We start from the raw sequence: 25,369 nt of genomic DNA, 5'->3' as shown, positions 1-25,369 counted from the left end.
AATGGATGAAGGGAAGTTTGATGTATGCAGGCATTGGATGGAATAAAGGTTTTAGATTTGTCAAGAACCCTGGCAGGTCCCTTTTGTACCATGCTGCTTGGAGATATGGGGGCAGATATTATCAAAGTTGAAAGGCCTGGAAAAGGTGATGAGACAAGGGATTTCACCCCACCCAGATGGAATGGTGAAAGCGCTTACTATCTTGCGTCCAATCGGAATAAGCGTAGCATCACCATTGATATTAAATCAGACGAAGGCAGAAAGATTATATATAAATTAGCCGAAGAATCGGATGTCTTCATTGAAAATTTCCGAACAGGGACCATGGAAAAACTGGGATTAGGTTATGAGCAACTGAAGGAGATCAACCCGCGTATTATTTACTGTTCCATTTCCGGATTTGGGCGGACTGGCCCTGAAAAAAATCGTGCTGGATATGACCTTCTGCTACAGGGATATGGAGGCTTGATGAGTGTTACGGGGGAACAAGGCGGAGCTCCTGTAAAAGCCGGGATGTCCCTAGTAGATCTAACAACGGGTACATTCGCTGCCTATGGCATTTTAACAGCCATGATTGCCCGGGGAAAAACAGGTAAAGGACAATTTATTGATGCGAGTCTCCTGGATGGGCAAGTTGCTTTGTTAAATTTCCTGGCAACGAGCTATTTTGCTACAGACAAACCTGCAGGTCGCATGGGCTCTGCCCACCCAACCATCGTACCCTACCAGGCATTTTCTGCACGGGATATGGATATTATCCTGGCAGTTACTAACAATGGACTCTGGGAAAAATGCTGCCGTGCAATGGAATGGGATGACCTGTTGTTTGATCCTCGATTTAAGACGAATGAAGACCGTGTCAGTCACCGCCAGGAATTGGTTGCCATCATAAGCGAACGGATTTCAGCTCTTGAAAGTAAAAGTATCTTCGAGCGGCTGGATGCAGTGGGTGTCCCTTGTGGACCAATCCATACGGTTGACCAGGTGGTCAACCATCCACACGTAATTGCGAGAGACATGATACTAGAAGTAGATCATCCCATAGTGGAGAATCTAAAAATGGCTGGTTTCCCTATTAAATTATCAGACACACCAGCAAAATTGAAACGTCATCCCCCTCTGCTTGGCGAACATACAGACGAAATTTTGAAAGAACTTGGGTTACTGCCGGATGAAATTAAAGATTTGAAACTCAAGAAAGTAGTTGGGGAAGCTCCAAATAGTGTAAGAAGTACCTGACTTGATTGGTACCTCAATCCTCAAATTTATAGACAATCCCGCTAAATACTAAAAAATGCATGCAAGTTAAATAGAAAACAGTAAAGGAGCATGATAAATGAAAGTACTATCAAAAACCTATGAAAATTATATTAATGGAAAATGGAAAGCTCCACAATCAGGCGGATATAAGGAAAGCATAAGTCCTTCTGACAAAAGAGATATCGTTGGATATGTACCAGTATCAACAATTGTGGATGTCGACGAGGCTGTTAGAGCGGGCAAACAGGCTCAGATAGCATGGAGAAAATTATCTGGCGCAGCTCGTGGGGAGTATCTTCGTAAAACGGCCGATATATTGGAACAACGTAGTGACGAAATTGCGGAAACCTTGACTCGTGAAATGGGGAAAACGCTTGTAGAAGCGAAGGGTGAAACATTACGTGGAGTGGACATATTACGTTATTATGCCAATGAGGGTATGCGTTCGATTGGGGAAGTTATACCATCCACAGATCAAGATACTTTATTATTTACTACCAGAGCACCATTGGGAGTCATTGGGTTAATTACACCATGGAATTTTCCTGTTGCTATACCTGTACACAAAATGGCTCCTGCTTTAGTATACGGAAATACAATCGTCATCAAATCCGCATTTGAAACCACGGTTACTGCTATTAAACTATTGGAATGCTTTATTGATGCAGGATTCCCTCCTGGTGTCGTAAATCTAGTTAGTGGAAGAGGTTCTACAATTGGAAATGCACTATGTGAACATCCGGATATTAAAGCAATTAGCTTTACCGGTTCCAATGATGTTGGTCAGATCATAGCGGCAAAAGCGGTAAAGCGTGGAGTGAAATTCCAGCTTGAAATGGGTGGGAAAAACCCGGTAATCGTGACAAAACATGCAGATTTAGACTTAGCAGCCGATTTAACGGTTAGCGGAAGTATGAAATCGGCCGGCCAAAAATGTACCGCTACCAGCCGGGCCATCGTCGTGGAAGAGGTCTACGAGGCCTTCCGCGACAAAGTCCTTCAAAGAATACAGAACATTCAAGTAGGAAATGGATTACATGCAGATTCCTATATGGGTCCTGTGTCCTCGGAAAATCAATATTGTACTGTACTGGAGGCTATTAAAAAAGGAATTGAAGAAGGTGCAAGGCTGATTGCTGGCGGAAAACCGGAATCAACCGGTGATTTGGAACATGGATATTATATTGAGCCTACAGTATTTGATGAGGTAAAACCAGATATGTTTATTGCTCAGGAAGAAATATTCGGTCCTGTATTAGCTTTAATTAAAGTAGAGTCCCTTGATCAAGCTCTAAGAGTGGCCAACGATGTAAAGTATGGCTTAAGCGCTTCTATTTTCACTGCCCATCTTGATGAAGTATTTCAATATTTGGCGGAAATGGAGGCGGGCATGATTCGGATTAACGGAGAAACAACCGGTCTTGAGTATCAAGCGCCATTTGGCGGTTTAAAAGCTTCCAGTACTCAAGCAAGGGAATTGGGGAGAGCTGCAATAGACTTCTTTACTTCCATCAAAACCATAACAATCAAGCCATCATCTGTTCCTGTTGGAGACAAATAGGTTACCTGCTAACTTAGTGATCACCTCCAAGAATATATGGTCGAAGGCAATTTCAAACCATTGCCACCCTAAAATTTTTTCAATAATATTCTTACCGGAAAAAAATGTCGTTTCTATATGTGCATAAGTGTGATCTTTTCACTGGAAATACCTGTAGCGGTTTTCCCCTTGAAGTGACCAAATGAAAGATGTTTACTTCTATATAATGGAGTGGAGAACATGCTGCAAACGAAAGTGATAACTCAAAAGAGGATGAATATTAAAGTAAAAAACCTATTCATCCTTTCAATGTGCATTGCCTATCTTATTAACTTTTTTATGAAATGGAATATTTTTTCCTATTATATTGTTAGTTTGAGCATCGTAGTATTCCTTATCTGCCTTGAAGCGGCTAAAACTCTGCCCCGTTTATTTAGCATCATGATGTTACTATCTGGAATCGTATTGAATATTTTTAAAGGTGACGTAATGGAAGGGACCGCAAATGGACTATTAGTCAACTTGCCGTTATTATGCTTGGTAATTTTGGTGCCGCTTTTATCGATTCCCTTTAAGATTGGTGGTTATTTTCACTCGATTCACTTTTATATGGAGAGAATGGCCCACGACCTAAAAACCATGTTTGGTACGATTACTTTATTACTCTTTTGTATTGGGCCAATGCTAAACATAGGATCTATTCGCATTTTGCATGAAACAATAAGGGATATTGAACTGGAGCCGGAATTTCTGGCAAAATCCTATCTTGTAGGGTTTTCCACGGTTGTCTTATGGTCTCCATATTTTTCATCTGTTGCTCTGGTTCTTTATTACCTTGATGTTCCAGTCTTACAGTACCTTCCTCTGGGTTTGGCACTTGCGTTCATCCAGCTGATATTTGGCAATTTATTATTTTACCTATGGCTTAAAAATAAAAAACAAAGTGACAAAATAAAGGAAGACACGATTATTGAAGAAAATGAAAATAAAGAAAAATACCATCGGAAAAAAATGATGGATTTACTCTTTGTTCTTATTTTTTTATCGGGGTTATTATTCCTGTTAGAGTATGTTACCAAGTTGCCAATGATCTATCTTGTTAGTTTATTCTCTATTACTTATCCAGTCATCTGGTCTATAACAAAGCGGAAAAGAAATGAATTCGTTTTTCATATTAAAGAATATATAGAAAATTCTATTCCAAAAATGAATAATGAAATTGTGTTATTTATTAGTGCAGGGCTCTTTGGAAATGCATTAGCTGGCACTACATTTGCAGATGGGATTAAACTTTTTTTGACTGAAACCGCATCAATGTCCTTTTTGCTTTTCATTATTACTGTTGTCATAATAATTCTAGTTTTTACATTTATAGGCGTACACCCAGTTGTTGTTGTAACAGCACTGGTCTCTCAGATGGATGCGGATATGATAGGTACACGCCCAGAAGTCCTGGCCTTATTGATAATGATTTCTTGGTCTATGTCTGCCATTCTAAGTCCAGTTAATCCATTAAATCTTGTTGTGAGTGAATCAATAGATAAACCTGGACTATCGGTTGGTTTGAGATGGAACGGATTTTATGTGTTACTAATGTTTGTTGTTGGTGCTGCTTTTATTTACCTGATTCATTAAGTAAAAAACAAATTGCTGATATTTCTTGTTGAACTAATGTAATAGGAGTTGTTAATTTGTATAACATCTGCCTAGTAGACATTAGTGTTTCGGAACGTTCTTCTTGCCTAGGAGCGTTCTTTTTGTGTGGATTTTTGAATTAAATTTTAACCTTGCTCTGATTGTATTAATAGAACATTTTTAAAAAAATTGTATTTTTAATTAGGTTAAGAACTAGATGGAAATATCTGGTTAAAATGTAAGGGAAAACGATACAAGTATTTCACTTTGGTTAGCCACGAGGTATTAAGACAACTGAGATTATCAATCGAACGGTTCGAGCTTTTTATATTCGCCGAGCTATTGTATCCAAGTATTTTATCTTCATCCATCGTTCGTTATTGTTAAAATAACCCAATAGACCCTTTTAAGAGGTATGAGTTTTCTGCTAACTTGAAACAAACGTCTTAGGAACGCTTACGTTTTTTTCTGACAATATAGTCCAACCGTCACCGGACCCAATCAGTCGAGTGAATTGGGGCATCCCTCCCATAACTATCCGCAGTTAGCAACGAGTATAGATCTAAAAAAGCATCGATTCACAGAAAAAGAATCCTTCTTTGAGGAAAAGCTACTGGATACAGCACCGAGCAAATCTCTTGAGACAGCAACTCCAATCTCCAGCGGTCATCCTTATAAAACACATATGTTGGTCACAAGACCTATTTCTCCAGAAAACTTCAATGGATAAGTTGTGGTCGAGTGGCTAAACGTCACAAGCGGGTACAATTTGGACGCCATGTGGATGGCATCCTCCGAGCATTTCCTTCGCAAGGATATGCTTATGTTGGTGTTTCTGTCCAAAGAGTCGGCTTTACAGGGTGGGAACAACTAGGGGAACTCGCGACAGGGCTTAGAAAACGGAGCCCGGAGAGATATGGTTCGCTTGATGTAACGGATGGCGGCACGATAAACGATGACTCTTTTTCCTTCGATATTTAGTCACAAGCAGCTCAGATTATCCGTCATCCTAGAGGGATTAATCCATTAGGAAATTTAAAGCCAAAGATGATTCTTGCTGCAGTAGCTTCACAGTCTGAGCGTTACCTTTTAAGGTACTATAATAAGATACATCCACTCACGAACATATTCGATGGCTACATATTGTACCTTGGAGTTGGTGATAAGTTTTATGTACGGATATATAACCAAGGTAATCAAGGTAAATACGGAGAATGATCTTATTTAGTCCTGGGGAAGTTGCGGCCCGCCAAGATGATTCAGATGTTCTGCGGACATGGGAGGTTGCTGGTACTTCACATATAGGCTATCACAGCTGTGATTACCGATTAGGGCTTTTGGATCAGATGACCTACCCTTACCGAACCTAAACACGCTGCGCGACGGGATCCATCGCTTGATGCAAATTGAAGACTTCAGCACAGAAGACAGCCTCGGGGACATACAGGCTTCATTGATAGACTTCTATTATGAATGTGAAAACGATATCGGGGAACTGACCGGCATCTCATCCGGTTTTGCCCAGCTGGACAAACTGACAGGCGGGTTTCAGTCGTCAGACTTGGTCATCATTGGCGCAAGGCCCGGTATGGGGAAAACTGCATTTGCCTTGAACCTTGCCCTTACAGCGGCCAAGGAGGATATTGCTATGTGCTTCTCGCTGGAGATGCCGGTCAAGCAATTAATGAAGCGGGCGATCAGTGCAACCGGCAAAATTAATGGCCTGAAATTAAGAAATCCAAAAAGAATCTATCCAAGGAGGACTGGACCAAGATCACCGAAGCAATGGGAAAACTATCGATAGCAAATCTGCACATGTTCGACCGGGCCGCAATCACTGTTAGCTATATCTGGGCAAAGGTAAGAAAAGTGAAGCGGGAATACGGAGAAAAGAAAAGAATCCTCATTGTGCTGGACTATCTTCAGCTGATAACAGGAGAAGGAAAGCAATATACAAACCGCTACGCCGAAATCAGCGAAATCAGCCGCTCTCCTAAAACAAATGGCAAAAGAACTGGACGTGGTCGTGCTGGCACTCTCTCAGCTCAGCAGGGGAGTGGAAGGCCGGCAGGAAAAACGCCCGATGCTCTCTGACCTTCGCGAAAGCGGCCAAATCGAACAGGACGCAGACGTAATCGCCTTCCTGTACCGCGAGGATTATTATCAACAGGACACGGCAAAAAAGGACATCTCAGAAATTATTGTTGCCAAGCAAAGGAATGGCCCAATTGGGACAGTAATGCTGGGATTTGAGAAGGATTATGGTTGGTTTGGTGATTTATGAAGGAACGGGAAGTGAAGAGTTTTGTTACTGCCTTTGTAATTATATAAATAATCTAACTATGCTCGAATCTAACAAGCATCAGCTGTATTTTTCCATGGTTTCAAGTTATTGTAGCTGCCGATGTAAGCAAATGTCAGTGATCGGTTACCAAATAATTAAGTCATTCAATAACAATAAAAAGCATCAGCTTTGCTGAATATTTGAACTCATACGCGGAGTCAAATATGTAATGCTCCAAAGGAGTATTACAATATTGGTTCCTATGTCCACTGTTCGAAACTAAACTGTTACATTCCCTGATAGGAAGAGGGGGACTGACCCTTTTTTCCTTAATAATGATATACTATAATTACCTATCTTTGGAGCGGATTAATGATATCGCCCGTGTATGTTCAATTCCTATCGGTATACTTCACTATAAAAAGACCGTGGTTATCAGTTAATAACTCAAAATATTAAATTAGTAAATACACATTAAATATTTTTTAAAGGAAGGGTTAAGTAACCGTAAAATTGAACAACTATTGATGCACTTGCTGAAGAGGATGGTTGGCAGGCTTGGTCTGTTATTCATTTTTATGGGTTTGACGGGAATAGCAAAGCTAAATACCCTAAATTGACGTTTAGAAAGATCGAAGACAATGTATTAAAGGTTAACGTTGAAGATTTAGAAGAATTTCACCTAGCAAATTATGATGACGGGGAGATCTTACGTAAAATTACTTTTAATGAAAATGATTTTAAGGACGTACTCCATACAATTAAAGCGCGTCAAGGTCAATATAAGTTGCGTAAAGCACTACTGCAAAATTACCGATCAAAGTGTGCGTTATGCAGTATTAACGATCCAAAATTGTTAATTACAAGCCATATAAAAAGGTGGTCTACCGCAACTGCTGATGAAAGAAATGACACTAATAACTCAATAATGCTATGTAAATTACATGACGGACTTTTTGAACATGGTTATATTAGCTTGACTGACGATTATCAAGTACTTTATTCCCAAAACTTCGATTTTAAAGGCCAAAGAATTTCAACAAATTTATCTTTTACTTTGCCGAAAGAAGATTATCCTTCTAACATATTTTTACGGGAACATAGGTTAATGCATGGGTATGAATAAAATAAACAGGCTGGCGTAATGCTTGCCCGTTCCTTTATTGTTCGGTAATTCTTCCGGAATGGTAAACCTAATCTGACAAAGGAAAGAAAAAATTAGGTATTATTTTTATTTATTAATGATTATGGCGAGGGCCAGAAAACATATTATCAAAAGAAATTGGAATCTTGTTGGTTCAACATCAATTTGTTCCTGATCTATTGAATTTGTAAAAATGAATCAAAAATAGGCAGGTATCTATCTAAACTAAGCTATGTCCATACTTTTCCTCAAAAGATATCTCGGAATAAGCCCTAGTTGTAGTTTCTTTAATTGCATAGGGGACATTCGATTTCATGGCAAGTCATAAATTTTTTCTTTTAGTAATTATCCAACCACTAGTCAATATAGCCATGCTTTGCTCACAAAATCACGTTAGAATACCATATAAGAGAAAGGAGATCATTGAAAAGTTAGCATTATCCAGGGAAATCATAGGCTATACGCGTATCAATTACTCAAGCGCGTTTCTTATTTGGTTATGGTAACAGAACTATTAAAAGATTTGCTGGCATTAACCTTCATCGTGAATAAATTTAATCTGGATTTTCTCCGCTCTCGCAAACTCTTCTAGTAGACGTTGATCAAATTCATCTTCAAGTGACTTGGTCAAAAAAATAACATCTACTTGCTTTGGGTTGGAATTTATAAAGTTGTAGAATTCTTCTCTCTCACCATAGTGATCAAAGAATACTCCCAATATTTCATGGGTTTTCTGCAATGATCCAATTATTTTATTAACGAAGCTAATGGCATGATCCAGCATTTCGCATTCTTTTTGTTGATAGTAAATAACTATTTTTAACAAATAATTCACCCCGTTTATCATGGGATCTATAGAATGTATCCTAACATACACATAGCCAAATTAACAAAGGTTATAGGTAAAATAGGACAAGGGGAATAGATTTTATGTAATATTAATACTGAGCTAGTGTGAATAGGATAATGCCAATGCTGTCTGGTTGACTCAAAAGTTGTTTTCCTATTTTTATAAGTTGTTCTCAACTGTATATCCCTAATAATTATAAAGAAATGTAAAAGTAGAAGCTAGAGTGGTTAGTAAGCGCGTTGGTATTTTCAATGTAATAAGGGACAAGGCATTTTCGAAAATTTGTGACGTTTAGTGTTTAAGCTTTGGTAAGATTTTATATAGCCAGCCTATGACTTCTGAAAATAAATCCAATAATATCTGGGCAATGCTGAAAAATGAATAACATATAAGGAACGAGTGAATTGACGTTATGAATATTTAACCAGTGAAAATTTAGCCCTTTATAATACTAGCAGTTTTATATATTTTGAATATTAAACCCTTTTATTATTACCAGCTTGTACTGAAAATCCTACATTACCTTATTACCCAAAAATTTTAATAAGCGTAATCTATGGTAATAGCTTACTGTTTTCAGTACTTATTAATGTTCCTCATAAAAAGTGTTTCCCATACTTCTACTCATTTTAGAGAAAATATTCATTAAACTAATCTCCTTTATCGTTTTTAAAATTTACCTCATATTTGAATTTTTCTATAAAACGTTGGACAAAAGGAATGAATGTTCGGTATAATTTGTGTCATAAGCAGGACAAGATGACCTAAAGGAGACCCATTAACAATGAATCTACCAGAAATCAAGGAAAAACGGGACAGGCTAGGCCTTACCCAGAAAGAGTTTGCAGACGCGTTGGGATTGGGGAAGAACGGCGACAGAACGCTCAGAAGATGGGAGAACGGCGAATCGTATCCGTCTCCGCTGGAGTATAAAACTATTATGGATTTCCCAGAGGAACCCCCTTTCCCCGCACCGGATAATCCCCGGTTTACGATGATTGACTTATTTGCCGGAATAGGTGGCATTCGTCTCGCGTTTCAAAAACAAGGAGGCCTTTCTGTGTTTGCCTCTGAATGGGATAAATTTGCTGCCAAAACATATAAAATGAATTTTGGAGATGATCCCGAGGGAGATATTACCCAGATTCCAGTTGGGCAAATACCTGAACATAACATACTGCTAGGAGGATTCCCATGTCAGCCCTTTTCACAGGCCGGCCTGAAAAAAGGATTTGAAGATACTAGGGGAACCCTTTTCTTTGATATCGCACGCATTCTGAAAGAAAGAAGACCACAAGCTTTTTTACTGGAAAACGTAAAACAGCTTAAAGGGCATAATAAGGGTAAAACACTGGAAACGATTTTGAGGGTGTTACGTGAAGACCTTGACTATACCGTAGATTACAAGGTGCTCCGCGCTGCAGATTTCGGAGTTCCACAAAATAGGGAACGTGTATATATTGTCGGATTTTATAACCCGCTTGGTGGAGAATCTATTCCATTCACCTTCCCTGAACCTACCAATAAGCCTACCAGAGTGGGTGACATATTGGAAAAGGTAGTGGATGAGAAGTACACCATTTCAGACCGTCTTTACGAGGGCCATTTGAGAAGAAAAGAGGAACATAAAAAGAAGGGTAATGGTTTCGGTTTTTCTGTATTTAATGCGGACAGTACCTATACAAATACTATTAGTGCGAGATACTTTAAGGATGGCAGTGAAATTTTAATCGACCAAGGTCCCGGAAAAAACCCAAGAAAACTTACTCCCAGAGAGTGTGCGCGTCTTCAGGGTTTCCCAAAGGATTTTGTAATTCCGGTTTCTGACACCCAAGCATACCGTCAATTTGGTAACTCAGTAGCAGTTCCTGTAGTTGAAGCTGTAGCAAGAAATATGGTGGATGCTATTGAAAAAAGTGGTGGTTTTAAGTACTCTACTGAACAACCGGTACTAACTTCAATAAAATAACAATTATCCTAAACATTTATTGAAATTCTTGACATTTCAGGAGATTAATGTGAATAATAAAAAATAAAACCATTCTCTTTTTGGGGATGGTTTTTTTGTTAATAACAATTATCAGTTTATAGAATCACATCCAAAAATAAAACAAAATGAAATTAGAAATAGACTATAAAGAGTATTCCTGGTAGGTGAATTGGTACGGGTGAACACACAACAATTTAAACAGTATTTTAAGAACCAAAGAGGTAACTACATATCATCATCATTGGATATGGTGAATCAAGCGTTTTTGAATAAAGGGTTTCAAAAAAAAGGGAGAGATTATTTTTTTAATAATCCTACTGAGTATGTGATGCAAATGCGTGATGCTTTGTGGACAGAATATAAGCTGCTGGAGAAACATTTTAATGCTGAAATGGCGAAAGTATTAGTGGAACATAGTAATATTAATCAGTTACTCAAAATATTGTCTGATCCAAGACTGACAAATGTTAATAAAGTAAAGGGAATTGTTAGTAGGTTTACTGAGAACTTTGATCAGCACCTATATGATTTAAATTTGAGTAATACCCAATCAAGAAGATCGAGAGCGGGCAAAGAGTTTGAATATGCGATTTATAAGTTATTAATTCACTCAAAAATTTTGTGTGATGATCAAGGAATCTTAGGTAATGAGCGTTTCCAAGCTGTAGGTCTAGGTAAATTAGTGGATTTTGCAATTCCTGGGGTAAAAGAGTATAAACTAGAAAAACATAAATGTGCGCTTGTTTCTATGAAGACTACATTGAGAGAACGATGGGCAGAAGTACCTGAAGAATTAAATCGTACAGGTGCTCAGTCCATGTACTTACTGACATTAGATGATTCCATATCAAAGAATAAAATTAATACAATTTATAACCATAACGTTCATTTAGTAGTTCCGGATTCTGAAAAAGACTTAAAATACGCAGATAATCCTAAAGTCTATGGATTGAGTAGTTTTATGTCGGAACTGGATAACATTATCAGATACTGGTCCCGTAAAAAAGCAAATTATTTAGGACAAGGATTCTATAAAGATAAAATTGAAATGTACCAATATCGGATTGAACGTACTTCTATTCATAGTGAAATAAGTATATATCGCGAATTTATTACATATTTTGAAAAAAAAATCACTGAGATTAATTAAAAGAGGGGAGATTGTAATATGGTACCTGTAGGTAGGACACTAGAAAAAGAGTGTTTCACCTGCAGGTATTTTTTTATATCTTGAATGTCAGATAAAAGATTTTGATGCGAATGGTTGATTTGTCTAATTTTCACATAGACTCCAAATTTTTTAAATAAAACTAAAAAGTACACACCTGAGAATTTATTGGAATTTATCTGTTAAGATTAAAATTGTATCCTTGAAAAATTAACCTTATTTTAGTTTTGTTAAAAATTTAGATAATTATAAAAGATAATGGCTTAAAGGTTAATACATTAGTATAATAATTATAAAAAAAATGGGGAACGACGACATGACTAGACAAGGTGTATTTAATGCTAAACAACATAGGTTTTTTGGCAGTATAAGTGGTGCATATACAGCAATAACGGCTGCCGAAATAAGTAAGGTAACTTACAATATTAAGTCTGCAATAAAAAAAACTATTATTGAAAATGTAGGAATGGAGAATATTCCTCGGACAGGGGATGGCAGCGATCAAACAATCATCTTCAATATCTGGCCGGGAACACAGGGGTTAACACAGGAACGTAAAGAAATTGTTTGTAAGTTTTCTAAGCCGGATAAAGATGAAATGAGTATCTATTTAGCCAGAGTGATACCAAAGGCAGAACAACTTCCAGGTGATATCTGGTTTGTATTTTTTAGGCAAGATGATTCTAATCCATGGTTCGGGTATATGAGAGAAAACATGTGGGATATGTTCTTTGAAGAAGGGGAAACAACCGATATCCTCCAGGCAATCCAAGATACAGACCAAGAAGAGAGACAGCATTCCGAACTGGAAGAAATGGAATACAACCTTATAATCTATGGAGCACCTGGTACCGGTAAAAGTCACTACCTTAATAATGCATCAAAGGGCAATAAAACAAGAGTTACTTTTCACCCTGAATATAGTTATTATGACTTTGTCGGTAGTTATAAACCTTTACCATTATATAAACCTTTACCGGAAGGTACTAATCTTATTACATATGATGGGACCCAAGCTGGTGATAATGAGCCAATCATTGATTATCGTTTTGTTCCAGGACCATTTACGACTGCCTTAATTAATGCTTTAAATGATAAAAGTGAAACTATACATTATCTTATTATTGAAGAAATTAACAGAGCCAATGCTGCGGCAGTTTTTGGCGATCTTTTTCAACTGCTTGACCGAGATGTTACAGGGAGAAGTGAGTATGGTATAACTCCAGATACGGAGTTGCATCGTTACTTAAAAAAAGAGGTGGAAGATTTTGAAGGAGAAATGCTTTTTCTCCCTAAGAATCTGCGTATCGTAGCAACAATGAACAGTGCCGATCAAGGTGTTTTTTCTATGGATTCCGCATTTAAAAGGAGATGGGGTTTTGAATATATGCCTATTTCTTTTGAAAACTGTCAACACAAAGATGAACAGGTTTATTATGCAAAGCGCCAAATTAGTTGGGAAAATTTTGTACTAACGATTAATAAGAGACTAGGCAGGATGAAAATTAATGAAGACCGTCATATAGGACCATTTTTTATGAAGCAAGGTGAACCATCAAATATAGAAAGCATAGCATCTAAACTGCTTATCTATTTATGGGATGATGTTGTCCGACATCAAAGGAGTGCCCTTTTCCTGCAGGATATAATAACTTTTGCAGATCTTGTTACACGATATAAAAATGGGGAAGAAATCTTTACTGGTGAAGACGGGGATATTTTTAACGGTAAATATACTGATAATACTTCTCATACAGACGTTGAAGAAAGGAATCCTGAAGATCCAATTGGAACACAAGAAGTAGTACCACTTGGTAATGATCAGCATGAATAACAATAATAAAGATATTCGACAGCATTGTTTTATTGAAAATTATCCTTATTCTTATGCTGTTTATCAGGATTCTGTATATGAAGAGCTTTTTCAAATGGGTTACTGTGAGAAGAAGATGAACGGAAATTTCATTTTTAAGTGTACTGGATTTATTTTTTTAAATAATACCTTCTTTATTATTTTTCCTAAAGGCTATCGGTTACCAGATGATAATAAAGAATTAATTGATCACATCAGAGTATTAGTTTCTACGTTAATCAGGTATAAGAGAGAAAATAAACTGGTTGAGGAAGAGAACGAATTAAACAGCAGCGCAGGAGAAATCGAAAATTCAGTAGCAGCCGCTTTGTGGCTATTACAAGATTATAAGGAAAATAATTTCATTCGAAGGAATGTCAAGAAAAAAAGGATTAATCATGGTAATAAGATTAATTGGCCCTTGACCATAAAAAAGGTAAATCCCACAATATCTAATAGCAGGCCGGTCTATTTAAATTTTGTGACGGAAAAAAGTTTTGAAGATAGTGAGCATATTTTATATGCCTTACATCGTTATGTAGTGCAAAAAAGTTTTCAAAAGTACGGATGGCTGGTAGATGTATTAATAGAAGTTGATCCGTTTTTTGATGAATTGCCAGTTAATCAACAATTGGCACTTTTTGTATTGCAACGTGAGCTTCAAAATACTTTTTTGGAACGAGAAATACGATTGCTTAACTATATTATTGAATTTATAAGTGGTTCTGGTGAGAATAATAATGAAAAAACTTTTTATACACTAATAACTTCATACTTTCATCATGTTTGGGAAGTGATATGTAGTTATGTGTTTAAGAGTGAATATTTGCAGTTAAAAGATAATATTCCTCAACCAGTATGGCACATTAAGGGAACGACAAAGACTCCGCGCCAGATACCTGATATTTTATTTTTGGAACAAGACACTCTTTATGTACTTGATGCTAAGTACTACGATGTCGCAAATAATCTCCCAGGGTGGCACGATTTGGTCAAACAGTTTTTCTATGCAGTTTCGCTGAAAACGGTTTATCAGAAGGTAGTTAATGTTTTAATATTTCCAGGTTCAACAGGAGATAAACAATTCTACCATGGCTATGTTGATATTGACAGCAGAATAGAACTGGGGAGTATACAAGCATATAGTATTGATACATACACAGCTATGTCACTCTATAGTGCTTACCGAACATCAGACTTTAGGGAGTCTTTGGTTCGGAACATTGATCTGTGTTAAATATATTATTCCTAACTAGCTTCCCAATTCATATAATTTTATGCCGACTTTTTGAAATAAATGCCCACTTTGTATACAGCGGAAACAAAGTGAGCATTTTTATTAATAAGTTAATGCTAACACGCTGCTTTCGGTGGGTTTATCACCAAGCCATTTGGAACGGGGTGCGGTTTAAAATTAACCCTTAAAATTAATTTATTAGATTTTTGATTTAGAAAACTAGGTGATCTTGTCTTGAGCGCCAATTACAGTTTTTTTCAAACAGTATTCAATTGTAAATTATAGGACGAATATTTTCAGCTGATACTGGAATTCAACTAGGAAAAACTTAAACAGATCTATAACTACCTTATTCTCCGTCAGGTTCTGCCTTGAAATGATAATGGCAAAAAGCACTAGACACTAATTGTAAGACACCTTCTAATAAATTGGAGGTCACCATTTGACTTAGAAGTGGATAGACATCTTGAAGACAAAGTCCCAAAAGATAACTTATTAATCTTTCATATCTTATTCACAATCAACATGTGGTAAAACCTTCCTTTTAGGTTATCCTTAAACTAGCTGAAACGGGAGGTGTTTTTTTGTATAAAGTAATTTTTATTAATGCCGTCACCAAAGAAATAATTCGAGAAAAATAGGGAAAATGAACCGTTAATGGTTTATGTTTTAGATAACCAAAGAAGGACTCTTGAGGCTAACTATGTTTCGCATACGATAACAAAAGAAGGTAAACTCACGGTATTAAAGTTTTATTTTATAGTTAAGTTAGCTCGTATACAGGCAAATATTAAATGAAATAATGGATATGCAATGTGTAAGGAGCAATAAGAACCATTGATTAAAAGTGGGAATGTTGCTCCAGAAAAATGCTTAAAGAGAAAATTGTGTTATCATGGTACTATCATGAAACGAGTGTTTAAACAGGGAGATTGCTATCTCGTTACTGCTGACGATCATGATCAAGGGTTAAGTTTTTCAATATAAATGTAATGGGGTGTCTCCTATTACTTAAATTTAAAATACTTCAGAATCTAATGGGGAAAAAGCGTAATTATGCTTTTTCTTCTTTTTATTCCGGCAAAGTTTATACTCCTCTAAAACCTTTAACCTAATTTATAAATTATACTCATATACTCACAACAGACCCTCGGTTATTCTTTCCGTTTAGCATTTACACCTAGACTGTTTGGAGTGTAATGTTTTTCAGGTAAACCCATAAAAAACGTTGGAACTAAATTATCCTGAACGGAACGACTCGGTTGTGGAAGCTGGTTTACCACTATATTGTCGGCACAGTTGGAAAAAGCAAACGTCAAAATCTAATCATAAGAAGAAAAGTTCCTTCAGGACTGATAATGACTCAGGACAAATGGAAATGGATAATATGGCAGTTATATTATTAAATATTATTTTCAGGAACTTAACGTTTTACCAACAGTGATGGTTTTACAGGAATTCCACTTGAGATCACTATACTGTAAATGAATATGCATCAAAGATCCTTATTAATTCTGAAATTAAAAATATAAACTTAAGGATAGAGACTAACACTGGAAACATGAAAGATTAAATAGCTAGCGATGTAGTATAGTATGGCACCATTAAGAGTAGGTGTGTTTTTTAAGCCAATGTAAGTTAATCTACTAAAGGGAAATATAACCGCTTTACCATTCTCCATTCAGTAAATACAATAAAAGGTAGAGGAAAAGATAGGCACTAACTATAAAAGAAAATGTCTGTCCAGGAAATTAATTCTATAATAACAAAATTAAGTTTTGGCAAACTAATATGGAACAGATTTGACCAAGTACCATTGTTTGTTAAAGAGGGGTAAGTAAAATAAAGTAGATATTGATGCTTTACAAAGACCTTTACTAATTGCGACTGAAATTGTTAATTCCTTCCGGTCCGTATGATATGCAAGCCGAACATTAAAAAAACTCATAGTGTCGCTTCAGATAATAGATAGTTTAAGCCAATATTTTAAAGAATCTATTAGATGTTTACCTAGATAAAATTCAAGAGCCTTTTATAAGGCTTTTTTGTCGCATCCAGGCCAAAAATAAGTATATTGAAATAAAATTCAAGCCTCTTCATTATTGTATTAAAATATGTTATCAGTTTTAATATAGTGGAGAGATCCTTATTATTTTGAATGTTAACAATGAGATTAATAGATTATGATTAAATAATGAAGTATTTTAAAGATAGAAAGAGAGGTACATAATAGTGGCGATAGAAATGCTAAATTTGATAAATGAGTTTTTTTCCCCTAAATATGATGAGCATCGAAGGGCAATAGAGAAGTTGCGTAATAAAGGACGTGACTGGGATTTTATTAAATATTACGGCAAGCAGGATGAAGAAGGGCTGCAAAATAAACTCGAACAATTACAGGAAGATGATATGATTCCCGAAGATCTGAATGCGCCACTCTGGTTAACAATTGTACAGTTATTGCGTGAAGCAGCAGAGCGTGAGCAATCGATTGAAGAGAAAATTGCTAATAATCGTATTTTAAGTCGCCGTCAGGATAATAATTTGACAATCCCAGGTGGCGCAGAGAGTAGCTGGCAATTATACAAGAATAAGCTATTAGGACAAGGCTGGACTGATGAATCGGTAAAAGACATTGAAAATACGACAATAAGTATTTTAAGAAAGCTTCGTGTAGAGACTCATAATCCGATTAAAGGTTTAACTATTGGTCATGTACAATCGGGTAAAACAGCAAGTATGGCTGGATTAATGGCAATGGCTGCTGATTGGGATTTTAATTTATTCATTGTTTTATCCGGAACAATAGAAAATTTACGAAAACAAACAGAAGATCGCCTTATGAGCGATTTAAAAATGGCAGGCAGGCTTTCCTGGGAACGTTTAAGTAAGCTTTCATTAAAGCTCGGTTCTTCACATAAAGTAAGCAGCCTTTTATTAAATAAAGGGTCACGTGACCGTTACTTAAATGTATGCCTGAAAAATAAAACACGGTTAAATGATTTAATTCTCTGGTTAAAAGAAGATGGCAAAAAGCTTTCGCAGATGCGTATTTTAATCATTGATGATGAATCAGACCAGGGTGGAATCAATACAAATGATGTAAATGATTCATTATCAGAACGTACAGCGTTGAATAAAGCGATTGTAGAGCTGGTGAACATTCAGGCTAATGATGGTTCGAAACCGTTAAGTATGAATTACATCAGTTACACAGCTACACCTTACGCAAACTTTTTGAATGAAGCTTCTGAAGAGTCTCTGTATCCACATGATTTTGTCGCCGTATTAAATCCGGCTAAAGAATACTTTGGTGCAAAACAAATTTTTGGATTAGAGAATAATGAATATTATCGCGGGTTGCCAATTATACGAGAAATTACAACAAGTGAACGTGATTTAGTCAATAGTATTCATAAAGGAGAGGAAGAATATTTACCGCAATCATTTGAAGATGCACTCCATTGGTTTTTATTAGCTACTTCGATTATGCGTTATCGTAAATATAAAAAGCCGATCAGCATGCTTGTTCATACGAGTCAAAAGCAATTACATCATGGAATTTTTGCGGATTTAATCAACAGTTATTTCCTAAGTACACCGAAAGTGAAAATCATTGAAGCTTGTCGGGTGCTTTATGAACAGGAGCAGAAAAAGTTTACTAAAGAAGACTTTGAAATGGAATTTGAGGTGTATCCAAATAAAGTGGATGTGAAAGATTACCCGCTATTTGAAAAAATAGAAGAGGAGCTGAAACGTTTAATCCGGAATCATCCTTCTCATATTAATGTGTTAGAAGATACAAAACGATTGGAATATCATGACGGTCTTCATTTATGTATCGATAACTGTGCAAATAATGGAATCACGGAAGATATGGAGCATGTACGGTTAGCTTATCCAGATCCCAAATCACCGAATTACCCTGCCCCAGCACCAGCATTTATTGTTATTGGCGGTAGTACGTTATCTCGTGGTTTAACAATTGAAGGGTTAGTGAGCACATATTTCCTTCGTACTACTTCCCAAGCTGATACACTACTTCAAATGGGCCGTTTTTTTGGTTATCGAAAAGGGTATGAAATGCTCCCGCGTATTTGGCTGACGACTGTTACAGAGGCAAAGTTCAGATTTATGGCGACCCTTGAAGAAGAACTGCGCGAGGATATTGAAACATATATTCTGGAAGGTATGGGTGCAAACGAATACGGGCCCAAAATAAAAAATTCACCAAAACTATCGTGGCTCCGTATTACAGCGAAAAATCGTATGCAAAATGCAGAGGCAATCGATTTGGACTTCTCTGGCACATCAAGTCAAACAATTATTTTTGATGATAATGCGGCCATTCAAAGCCAAAATATCGAAGTTACGGAGCACTTTTTAGATCATCTTGGCTTACCAAAAGAAACACGTAATAGTCATGGTCTTTATTGGGAAGATGTGCCGTTCCAACAAATACTGGATGACTTTTTCCGTAAATTCAAGTTTAGTGACCAGAGCGATTTTTCCAATATGGAAACCTTCTTTGACTGGTATCAAAAGAAAGAAGCGGAAGCCGGCTTTACGAATTGGAATGTCACATTATCCGGCAGCGGTAAGTTGGACAATAACAATAAACAATGGAAAATCGGCGGACGTGGTGTGGGACTGATTAAACGTACTAGACTTGGTTCGGCAACTGGAGAAATTATTAATATTGGTGTGTTACGTTCGCCTTCGGATTTATATGCAGATATGACTAAAGAGATGTATGACGCTATTCCAGAGAAATTTAAATTTACGAAAACCGGGAAAGAAGAGCGTGCACGAATCGAGGATCAATTAGAAGAAATTGATCTAAAACAACCAAAGAAAAGCGTTATCAATGAATTACGAAAAGCTGCCGGTCTTGGTTTAACGCCTCAGCTGCTTTTATATCGTATTGAAAAAGATTCTAAATTAGATAAAGAACAAAAGCCAAATACAATAGAAGCTAAAAAACGTTATGACTTAAATGCTTCAGAAGATCTAATTGGTGTTAGTATATTTGTGCCGGGGTATCGTTCTGGAAAAAATTTAGCGACAAAATTGTCAATTCGTATTGAAAACCCTATGGGAGAGTCAGAAGCGGAAGAAGGAAAAGAGTAATGCAAATCGAGATTGCAGAGTTCGGGAAAATGTCCCAATCCGGCAATTCATTATTAAAACTTATTCAAAATAACGATTTACCGATTTTGGATTTACTTGTTCGTGAAGCTGTACAAAATAGTCTGGATGCGGGTATTAGTGTAGAGGGGCACGATTCTGTGTATGTGGACATTGGCATCAAAAATATCGATGTCCCAAACTTTGCCAGGCATTTAGATGGAATTACAGATCTATTAATTAATAAGTTTGGAGCCTCCCCGCACAAGGCAATTTATATTGAAGATGCCAACACAACCGGATTAACGGGTTCATTAGACTTTAAAAATTCGCCAAATGGCAATATTTTTAAATTAATTTATGGGATTAGTATGGCTCAAGATACCCCAGGTGCCGGCGGGTCCTGGGGATTAGGGAAGACTGTGTATTTCCGAACAGGTATTGGACTGGTTGTTTACTATTCTCATATTTTAAATGACGATGGTCAGTATGAACATCGTTTAGCTGTTACATTAGTAGAAAACGAGAAATTATCAGATACGATAATTCCAAAGACTTACGGGAAAGTCCCGAGCGGAATTGCATGGTGGGGCCAACGCGTTGCACCAGATAGTCACGATACAATACCAATTACAGATGAAGTGATGATTCGTGATATATTAAAGTCCTTTTCTCTAGAGCCGTTTGAGGGAGAGAGACTGGGTACAAAAATAATTATTCCATTTATCGATGAACAGCAGTTACTGATTAAGCATGAAATTAATTCAGGAGAAAACAAACCATGGGAATCGAATGCAGCAGATTATATACGTGTGGCAATTCAACGTTGGTATGCACCGCGTTTAGCTAATAAAAAATATATGTATGGCAAATATTTAGACGGACATGTCAATGGAGAGAGACTGGAAAAGGATGATTTTTTACCATTGTTCCTTGAGCTTCAAATGATGTACAACGCAGCAGTGATCGGAAGTAAAACTAATCGTTATTTTGTCAATGATATTCAAATTCGTAATTATTTTGAACACAATAAAGTAAATAATGCGGGGCGGGTAGCATATAAAAAGTTCACTAAGAAGGAGCTGGATATGCTGGCACCATTTAATGGTCCCAGTCCGTTTACCTGTGTTAATGAAAAAAATCCGTTAGGTGAGCAAAATGCACCCTTGATGGCTTATGCGAGAAGACCAGGAATGATTGTCAATTATGAAACGGATGGAGAGTGGTGTAAAGGACTTGGTGCCACAGAAGAGCACGAATATTTAGTCGCTATTTTTGTGCCAAACTCCAACACGAAATTACTGAATCCGGATAATGATGTCGTGGATTTAGAGGCGTATTTACGAAAAAGTGAGATGGCCGATCACACTTCATGGACAGACATTATTATAAAAAATAAGCCGCTTGATATTGTTGAGAAAATTCGCTCACAGGTACGGCGGAAAATTAAAGCGTCATATGAAAACAAAGAAGAAGTAAAAGAGAAGCAAGGTATGAATATATTAGCACGTAATGTGGGAAAGATGCTGTTACCACCGACCGGATTTGGTCGTCGTGCTTCCAGTCGCAATCACGCTGGAGGAACGAAACCACCTGCTAATAAAGGCAGAAGTAGAGGCAATAGTTTCACGATTATATCACAGAGATACTTAGATACTGGTGCTTTAGAAGTTCTTTTTCAATTGAAACTGGCCAAAAATATTTCTGCTTTTACAATTGAGTTATTTATTGCTTCTGAAGGTGGAAAAATCTCCGCAGCAGATTGGGAATCAGAAGATAGTGTAGGAACACCATTCCCTGCACAAATTACCCGCATCTCTTTCCCGGATACGGTGGGTCTATTTGGTAGGTCCATTTCTCAAAAAAGTGACAGTAAAGTGTTGCATGCTGTAAGTATTGAGAAAAAAGATGAGCCGGTAGAATGTACAGGGATTCTAGAATTCACTTGTATGGACCCTCATGTACAAGTCGAAATGTTGATGAAGCCAGAAGGAAGTGTAGACAATGGCTAATAAGGTTAGCATGATTCGGCTTTATGATGAGGCAATGGAAGAGTTGTTAAATGTCTCGACAGGCGTACAGTTCTTTTATAAAGATGAAGATGGTTCAAATCACGTCCTCAATCAAGCCGAAGACTATGATTTTAAAACATTATTGAGTAATGATAATGATAGCTGGGACTTTGTAGAAAAAGGGTTTGGGCTTTCAGGTAATGTAATATTAGGGAGTCCGTCCAGCTTGTTTGGCCCTACGCAATTGGTCAATGCTGATGCAGAGTTAGGGCTTGCAGTACAATGGATGTCAAAGCAATCTTCTCAGCGCGGTGTAATACCGCTTGCAACAATTACAAGTATAACACCAAATAATGTAAATATACCCATTGACCATTATTTCCCAAATGATAAATTATTTGGTGAAGTAGATATTTCGCTTATTGTGTATTTAAAAAAGGCAAGCCAAAATACAATGCGGGGACAGGCAAAACTAACAGGTACAATTTTGGGTAAGTTAATAGAATGGGTTGTAATTCTGGATGGTTCTGGCTCTACGTTCCCGATTGTGATTGTTAATGAACCGGATAAACCTTTATGGTATGTCGATTTCAATTATTCAGAGCCGTTAGTAGAACCGTTTGATAAAGAATATATCGCAATCTATTTAAATAAAGCGCATGCTGCATTCTCATCGATTCAGCAACCTAAAACCAAACTTGACCAAGCATTGTATGTAGAGTTTTTAGCAGGCTCCCTGCAGCTTATTTTACAAAACCTTATGGAATGTCCGGATTGGCAGGATATACAGAATGGGAACAACTGCGAGGAAGGGTCTATTGGGCAGGTCATGCATTATTTTAAAACAACACTAAATTGGGATCTCGATACACCCGAAAAGTTGGCGATGTCTATACGCAAAGATTTAGAGACAAGAGTGAAGACAGGTGAAATGTAGTGTGGGAGAATGTCGTCTATACGAAAGCCCAGGCAAAATTTAAATTCCAGCAAATAGAGGCCGAACCGGAAACCTGTGCACCACGCCAAGTGAAAGCACCGTTTGATAGGCTTCGTGAAATCCTGATAAACGAACAGAAATCTTTTTTATCGGATGAAATGAAGAAAATTAACTCCTATGCATTTGATTTGCATATGGGATTGATATTATACCGAGTGCTTAAAGAAAAATACGGTTTTAACGAAAGACTGGCAGCTCAGGATGAAATGTGGCGTTATTTATCGTTGGAAGTTTTTCCTGACTTAGTATATGAACGTTTTGGGATGAATGATCAGCGTTTTTATAAAGGTAAACGCCGCATATGGCTGAAAAGTATTTGGTGGTATATACATCTTTCATGGCAAGGAACAGAGGAAGAAACAATCGAAATATTAAAAGATAATTCTTCAGATGAACTTTCTCAGTTACTTGACCGTTCAGGCAGTGGTGGTTATCGTGTGGAACTAACACGTGAAATAATGCGACAATATAAAGTAAATGCCAGTAGTAAAGTGCCGCAATTATTTCGTCGAGTGTTGAAATTAAACACAGCACGATTAAATATGATTGAACCGAGTTTAGTAGAAGGCGGTATAGAAAAATATGTATCAGATTTGTATAAGTATTTTTTAAATGATTTTAGCAAAATTGGAGAAACGAGTCAATTATATGGAAACAATACAAAGAATTAGAGAAGGTTTCGCATATTTTCGAACTAATGCAAAGCTGTCCATGATATTAAAAGAGCAGTATTATTGGATAGTGAAACTTGATAGTTTTCAAGGTGTAGCCATTGAAATCCCGGCAGATAAACATGTAAATGAGCAGTTCGCCAGCATTTCTTATTATACAAAAGAATATTTAATCGATGGTAAAGAGTACCATTTATTAATGCTCTTATCTGATCACCCTACGTTATACGAGGATTTTGCATTTATTTGTGCCGCATTCTTAGAGAAGGTTGCCGATGCAGAATCGTATCAGGAAATCCAACAGAATCCGATTTCCTGGTGGCATGCAATGAAAGTACTTATGGGCAATACGAATATAGAAAAAGCAGCCTATAGTGTACTGGCAGAAATGATAAGTTACTATTATTTGCTGAAACAAAAAAAAGACGTTTCATGGGTTGGACCATTCGGCGGTTCTGTTGATTTTAATTACAATGATGGTTCCTATGAAGTGAAATCGACAACGGCACGTTATGGTTCACACATTACAATTAATAGTCAATATCAGTTGAAAGCAAACTATTTGTTATTCTTTCGTTTTGAGCCTGCTTTAAACGGTATTTCGATTCAAGATATGGTCACTAAATTAATAGAATTGGATGTAGAGGAATCAAAGATCGAACGTGCACTCGAAAAACTAAAATACCCAATTGGCAGTGAAGTTCGTACAAAATCATACCGCCTTCTTGAAGCAATTAAATATGAAATTGATGAAAACTTTCCAAAAATAGTACCAGAAAGTTTTATAGGTGGACAAATGCCTAAACATATTAGTGGCATTATATATAAATTAGATTTAGATGGTTTGGATGGGGAAGTTATTGAACTAAATGAATTATAACAGAACCAGATGATGTACTAAAAACGTGAACATAAACTGGTTTGAATCAAAACCCGGCTCAGTGGTAGAAGAGGACAATTATTAAATATGTATAGCCTTGATCAGAAGAAAGATGGATCAAGGCTTTTTTATATATTGGTTTTAATTATCTAATTTGAGATAACATCACTATTTTTTTTTATATAATCAGCAATAGTTTCAACTGCCAGACTAAAGTTTTGTTTAAATTCATGCTCCCAAATCCTCAGGATTTTCCATCCTTTTTTTATATAATAATCATTTACTTCAACATCTCTGGTTTTATTTCTTGCAAGTTTCTTAGTCCAAAAATCAGTATTGGATTTAGGGATATTTCCATGTAGAGGACAGCAGTGCCAGAAGCAAGAATCAATAAAAATTACTATTTTATACTTTTGTATAGAAATATCCGGCTTGCCAAAAAGTTTAGCATTTTTTCGAAATCGAAATCCTTTATGCCAAAGTGCTTTAGTCACTTTATTTTCCAGCTTTGATTGGGATTTAATAGCCTGCATATTTTTCGATCTCTGTTCTTTTGTTATTTTATCTGCCATATATCTCACATCCATTAGGGTAAGTTAGATAATACTAAATTACCCATACAATTTAGAATTTAACATCCTTTAAGCCTTAATTCATTCAAAGCTCTCTAACTAAAACCTGTATGAAAATTCAACCGGATTCTTTGTGAAAAGGAAGCTTAA

At 36.7% G+C, this 25,369-nt stretch carries 19 protein-coding genes and 1 pseudogene; 18 read left to right on the top strand and 2 right to left on the bottom strand.

Translation table 11 applies throughout. The annotated features are described in order from the left end of the window. Nucleotides 1-24 precede the first annotated feature (24 nt). From D0466_RS04230 to D0466_RS04205, 9 genes and pseudogenes are all read left to right on the top strand, one after another. Nucleotides 25-1,239 carry a CaiB/BaiF CoA transferase family protein gene (locus D0466_RS04230; RefSeq protein ID WP_117321300.1) on the top strand — a complete coding sequence of 405 codons (1,215 nt, stop codon included), beginning with the start codon at nt 25-27 and terminating at the stop codon, nt 1,237-1,239. Nucleotides 1,240-1,336: 97 nt separating this feature from the next. Beyond that, the gene (gucD, locus tag D0466_RS04225; RefSeq protein ID WP_117321299.1) at nt 1,337-2,821 is read left to right on the top strand and encodes an alpha-ketoglutaric semialdehyde dehydrogenase GucD; all 1,485 of its coding nucleotides are present in this window, start codon (nt 1,337-1,339) and stop codon (nt 2,819-2,821) included. 252 nt (nt 2,822-3,073) lie between these two features. Continuing rightward, nucleotides 3,074-4,435 carry a hypothetical protein gene (locus D0466_RS04220; protein ID WP_158555821.1) on the top strand — a complete coding sequence of 454 codons (1,362 nt, stop codon included), beginning with the start codon at nt 3,074-3,076 and terminating at the stop codon, nt 4,433-4,435. Between the two features lie 514 nt (nt 4,436-4,949). Continuing rightward, nucleotides 4,950-5,653, top strand: a pseudogene (locus D0466_RS23275) (alpha/beta hydrolase domain-containing protein). Beyond that, nucleotides 5,650-5,805 carry an alpha/beta hydrolase domain-containing protein gene (locus D0466_RS23570; RefSeq protein ID WP_407675602.1) on the top strand — a complete coding sequence of 52 codons (156 nt, stop codon included), beginning with the start codon at nt 5,650-5,652 and terminating at the stop codon, nt 5,803-5,805. The pseudogene D0466_RS23275 and the gene D0466_RS23570 overlap by 4 nt, the downstream one beginning before the upstream one ends. A 29-nt stretch (nt 5,806-5,834) precedes the next feature. Then, complete coding sequence (locus D0466_RS22785; protein ID WP_233522527.1) at nt 5,835-6,239, top strand: DnaB-like helicase C-terminal domain-containing protein; 405 nt, start codon at nt 5,835-5,837, stop codon at nt 6,237-6,239. Further along, the gene (locus D0466_RS22780; protein WP_233522526.1) at nt 6,221-6,529 is read left to right on the top strand and encodes a DnaB helicase C-terminal domain-containing protein; all 309 of its coding nucleotides are present in this window, start codon (nt 6,221-6,223) and stop codon (nt 6,527-6,529) included. The genes D0466_RS22785 and D0466_RS22780 overlap by 19 nt, the downstream gene beginning before the upstream one ends. After that, nucleotides 6,438-6,719 (top strand): replicative DNA helicase, encoded by a 282-nt coding sequence (locus D0466_RS22775; protein WP_233522525.1) that lies wholly within the window; start codon nt 6,438-6,440, stop codon nt 6,717-6,719. Before D0466_RS22780 ends, D0466_RS22775 begins: the two co-directional genes overlap by 92 nt. Nucleotides 6,720-7,335: 616 nt before the next feature. Beyond that, nucleotides 7,336-7,845 carry an HNH endonuclease gene (locus tag D0466_RS04205; protein WP_158555820.1) on the top strand — a complete coding sequence of 170 codons (510 nt, stop codon included), beginning with the start codon at nt 7,336-7,338 and terminating at the stop codon, nt 7,843-7,845. A 550-nt stretch (nt 7,846-8,395) separates the two neighbouring features. Here the strand turns inward: D0466_RS04205 and D0466_RS04200 are convergent. Next, nucleotides 8,396-8,689 carry a hypothetical protein gene (locus tag D0466_RS04200; protein WP_117321295.1) on the bottom strand — a complete coding sequence of 98 codons (294 nt, stop codon included), beginning with the start codon at nt 8,687-8,689 and terminating at the stop codon, nt 8,396-8,398. Nucleotides 8,690-9,497: 808 nt separating this feature from the next. Between D0466_RS04200 and dcm the strand changes: the two genes are divergently transcribed. From dcm to D0466_RS04155, 9 genes are all read left to right on the top strand, one after another. Then, complete coding sequence (gene dcm, locus D0466_RS04195) at nt 9,498-10,682, top strand: DNA (cytosine-5-)-methyltransferase (RefSeq protein ID WP_117321294.1); 1,185 nt, start codon at nt 9,498-9,500, stop codon at nt 10,680-10,682. A gap of 268 nt (nt 10,683-10,950) precedes the next feature. After that, nucleotides 10,951-11,853 (top strand): type II restriction endonuclease, encoded by a 903-nt coding sequence (locus D0466_RS04190; RefSeq protein ID WP_142919887.1) that lies wholly within the window; start codon nt 10,951-10,953, stop codon nt 11,851-11,853. Nucleotides 11,854-12,187: 334 nt separating this feature from the next. Next, nucleotides 12,188-13,705, top strand: coding sequence for an McrB family protein (locus tag D0466_RS04185; protein WP_158555819.1), 1,518 nt, complete (start codon nt 12,188-12,190; stop codon nt 13,703-13,705). Then, nucleotides 13,689-14,960 (top strand): LlaJI family restriction endonuclease, encoded by a 1,272-nt coding sequence (locus D0466_RS04180; RefSeq protein ID WP_142919886.1) that lies wholly within the window; start codon nt 13,689-13,691, stop codon nt 14,958-14,960. Before D0466_RS04185 ends, D0466_RS04180 begins: the two co-directional genes overlap by 17 nt. Before the next feature lie 2,232 nt (nt 14,961-17,192). Then, the gene (locus tag D0466_RS04175) at nt 17,193-20,090 is read left to right on the top strand and encodes a Z1 domain-containing protein (RefSeq protein WP_117321290.1); all 2,898 of its coding nucleotides are present in this window, start codon (nt 17,193-17,195) and stop codon (nt 20,088-20,090) included. After that, nucleotides 20,090-22,099, top strand: a complete 2,010-nt coding sequence (locus D0466_RS04170) for a hypothetical protein (protein ID WP_117321289.1) — start codon at nt 20,090-20,092, stop codon at nt 22,097-22,099. Before D0466_RS04175 ends, D0466_RS04170 begins: the two co-directional genes overlap by 1 nt. Further along, entirely contained in the window at nt 22,092-23,036 is a 945-nt protein-coding gene (locus tag D0466_RS04165) for a hypothetical protein (RefSeq protein ID WP_117321288.1), read from the top strand. Before D0466_RS04170 ends, D0466_RS04165 begins: the two co-directional genes overlap by 8 nt. Beyond that, nucleotides 23,036-23,767: a hypothetical protein gene (locus D0466_RS04160; RefSeq protein WP_117321287.1), complete on the top strand. Its 732-nt coding sequence runs from the start codon at nt 23,036-23,038 to the stop codon at nt 23,765-23,767. The genes D0466_RS04165 and D0466_RS04160 overlap by 1 nt, the downstream gene beginning before the upstream one ends. Beyond that, nucleotides 23,745-24,647, top strand: a complete 903-nt coding sequence (locus D0466_RS04155) for a PD-(D/E)XK motif protein (protein ID WP_158555818.1) — start codon at nt 23,745-23,747, stop codon at nt 24,645-24,647. Before D0466_RS04160 ends, D0466_RS04155 begins: the two co-directional genes overlap by 23 nt. A gap of 149 nt (nt 24,648-24,796) precedes the next feature. Here the strand turns inward: D0466_RS04155 and D0466_RS04150 are convergent, their stop codons facing one another. Then, nucleotides 24,797-25,219: a very short patch repair endonuclease gene (locus tag D0466_RS04150; protein WP_117321285.1), complete on the bottom strand. Its 423-nt coding sequence runs from the start codon at nt 25,217-25,219 to the stop codon at nt 24,797-24,799. Nucleotides 25,220-25,369: the final 150 nt, after the last annotated feature.

This window comes from Peribacillus glennii (genome assembly GCF_003429105.1).
Classification (GTDB): domain Bacteria; phylum Bacillota; class Bacilli; order Bacillales; family DSM-1321; genus Peribacillus; species Peribacillus glennii.
This window is presented reverse-complemented; position numbering and strand designations above follow the sequence as displayed.

What these genes read in the sequence shown, in the direction of transcription:
- D0466_RS04230 (WP_117321300.1), top strand. Translation starts at nt 25, where the DNA reads ATGCAGGCATTGGATGGAATAAAGGTTTTAGATTTGTCAAGAACCCTG.
- gucD (WP_117321299.1), top strand. Translation starts at nt 1,337, where the DNA reads ATGAAAGTACTATCAAAAACCTATGAAAATTATATTAATGGAAAATGG.
- D0466_RS04220 (WP_158555821.1), top strand. Translation starts at nt 3,074, where the DNA reads ATGAATATTAAAGTAAAAAACCTATTCATCCTTTCAATGTGCATTGCC.
- D0466_RS23570 (WP_407675602.1), top strand. Translation starts at nt 5,650, where the DNA reads ATGATCTTATTTAGTCCTGGGGAAGTTGCGGCCCGCCAAGATGATTCA.
- D0466_RS22785 (WP_233522527.1), top strand. Translation starts at nt 5,835, where the DNA reads ATGCAAATTGAAGACTTCAGCACAGAAGACAGCCTCGGGGACATACAG.
- D0466_RS22780 (WP_233522526.1), top strand. Translation starts at nt 6,221, where the DNA reads ATGGGAAAACTATCGATAGCAAATCTGCACATGTTCGACCGGGCCGCA.
- D0466_RS22775 (WP_233522525.1), top strand. Translation starts at nt 6,438, where the DNA reads ATGGCAAAAGAACTGGACGTGGTCGTGCTGGCACTCTCTCAGCTCAGC.
- dcm (WP_117321294.1), top strand. Translation starts at nt 9,498, where the DNA reads ATGAATCTACCAGAAATCAAGGAAAAACGGGACAGGCTAGGCCTTACC.
- D0466_RS04190 (WP_142919887.1), top strand. Translation starts at nt 10,951, where the DNA reads ATGGTGAATCAAGCGTTTTTGAATAAAGGGTTTCAAAAAAAAGGGAGA.
- D0466_RS04185 (WP_158555819.1), top strand. Translation starts at nt 12,188, where the DNA reads ATGACTAGACAAGGTGTATTTAATGCTAAACAACATAGGTTTTTTGGC.
- D0466_RS04180 (WP_142919886.1), top strand. Translation starts at nt 13,689, where the DNA reads ATGATCAGCATGAATAACAATAATAAAGATATTCGACAGCATTGTTTT.
- D0466_RS04170 (WP_117321289.1), top strand. Translation starts at nt 20,090, where the DNA reads ATGCAAATCGAGATTGCAGAGTTCGGGAAAATGTCCCAATCCGGCAAT.
- D0466_RS04165 (WP_117321288.1), top strand. Translation starts at nt 22,092, where the DNA reads ATGGCTAATAAGGTTAGCATGATTCGGCTTTATGATGAGGCAATGGAA.
- D0466_RS04155 (WP_158555818.1), top strand. Translation starts at nt 23,745, where the DNA reads ATGGAAACAATACAAAGAATTAGAGAAGGTTTCGCATATTTTCGAACT.
- D0466_RS04150 (WP_117321285.1), bottom strand. Translation starts at nt 25,219, where the DNA reads ATGGCAGATAAAATAACAAAAGAACAGAGATCGAAAAATATGCAGGCT.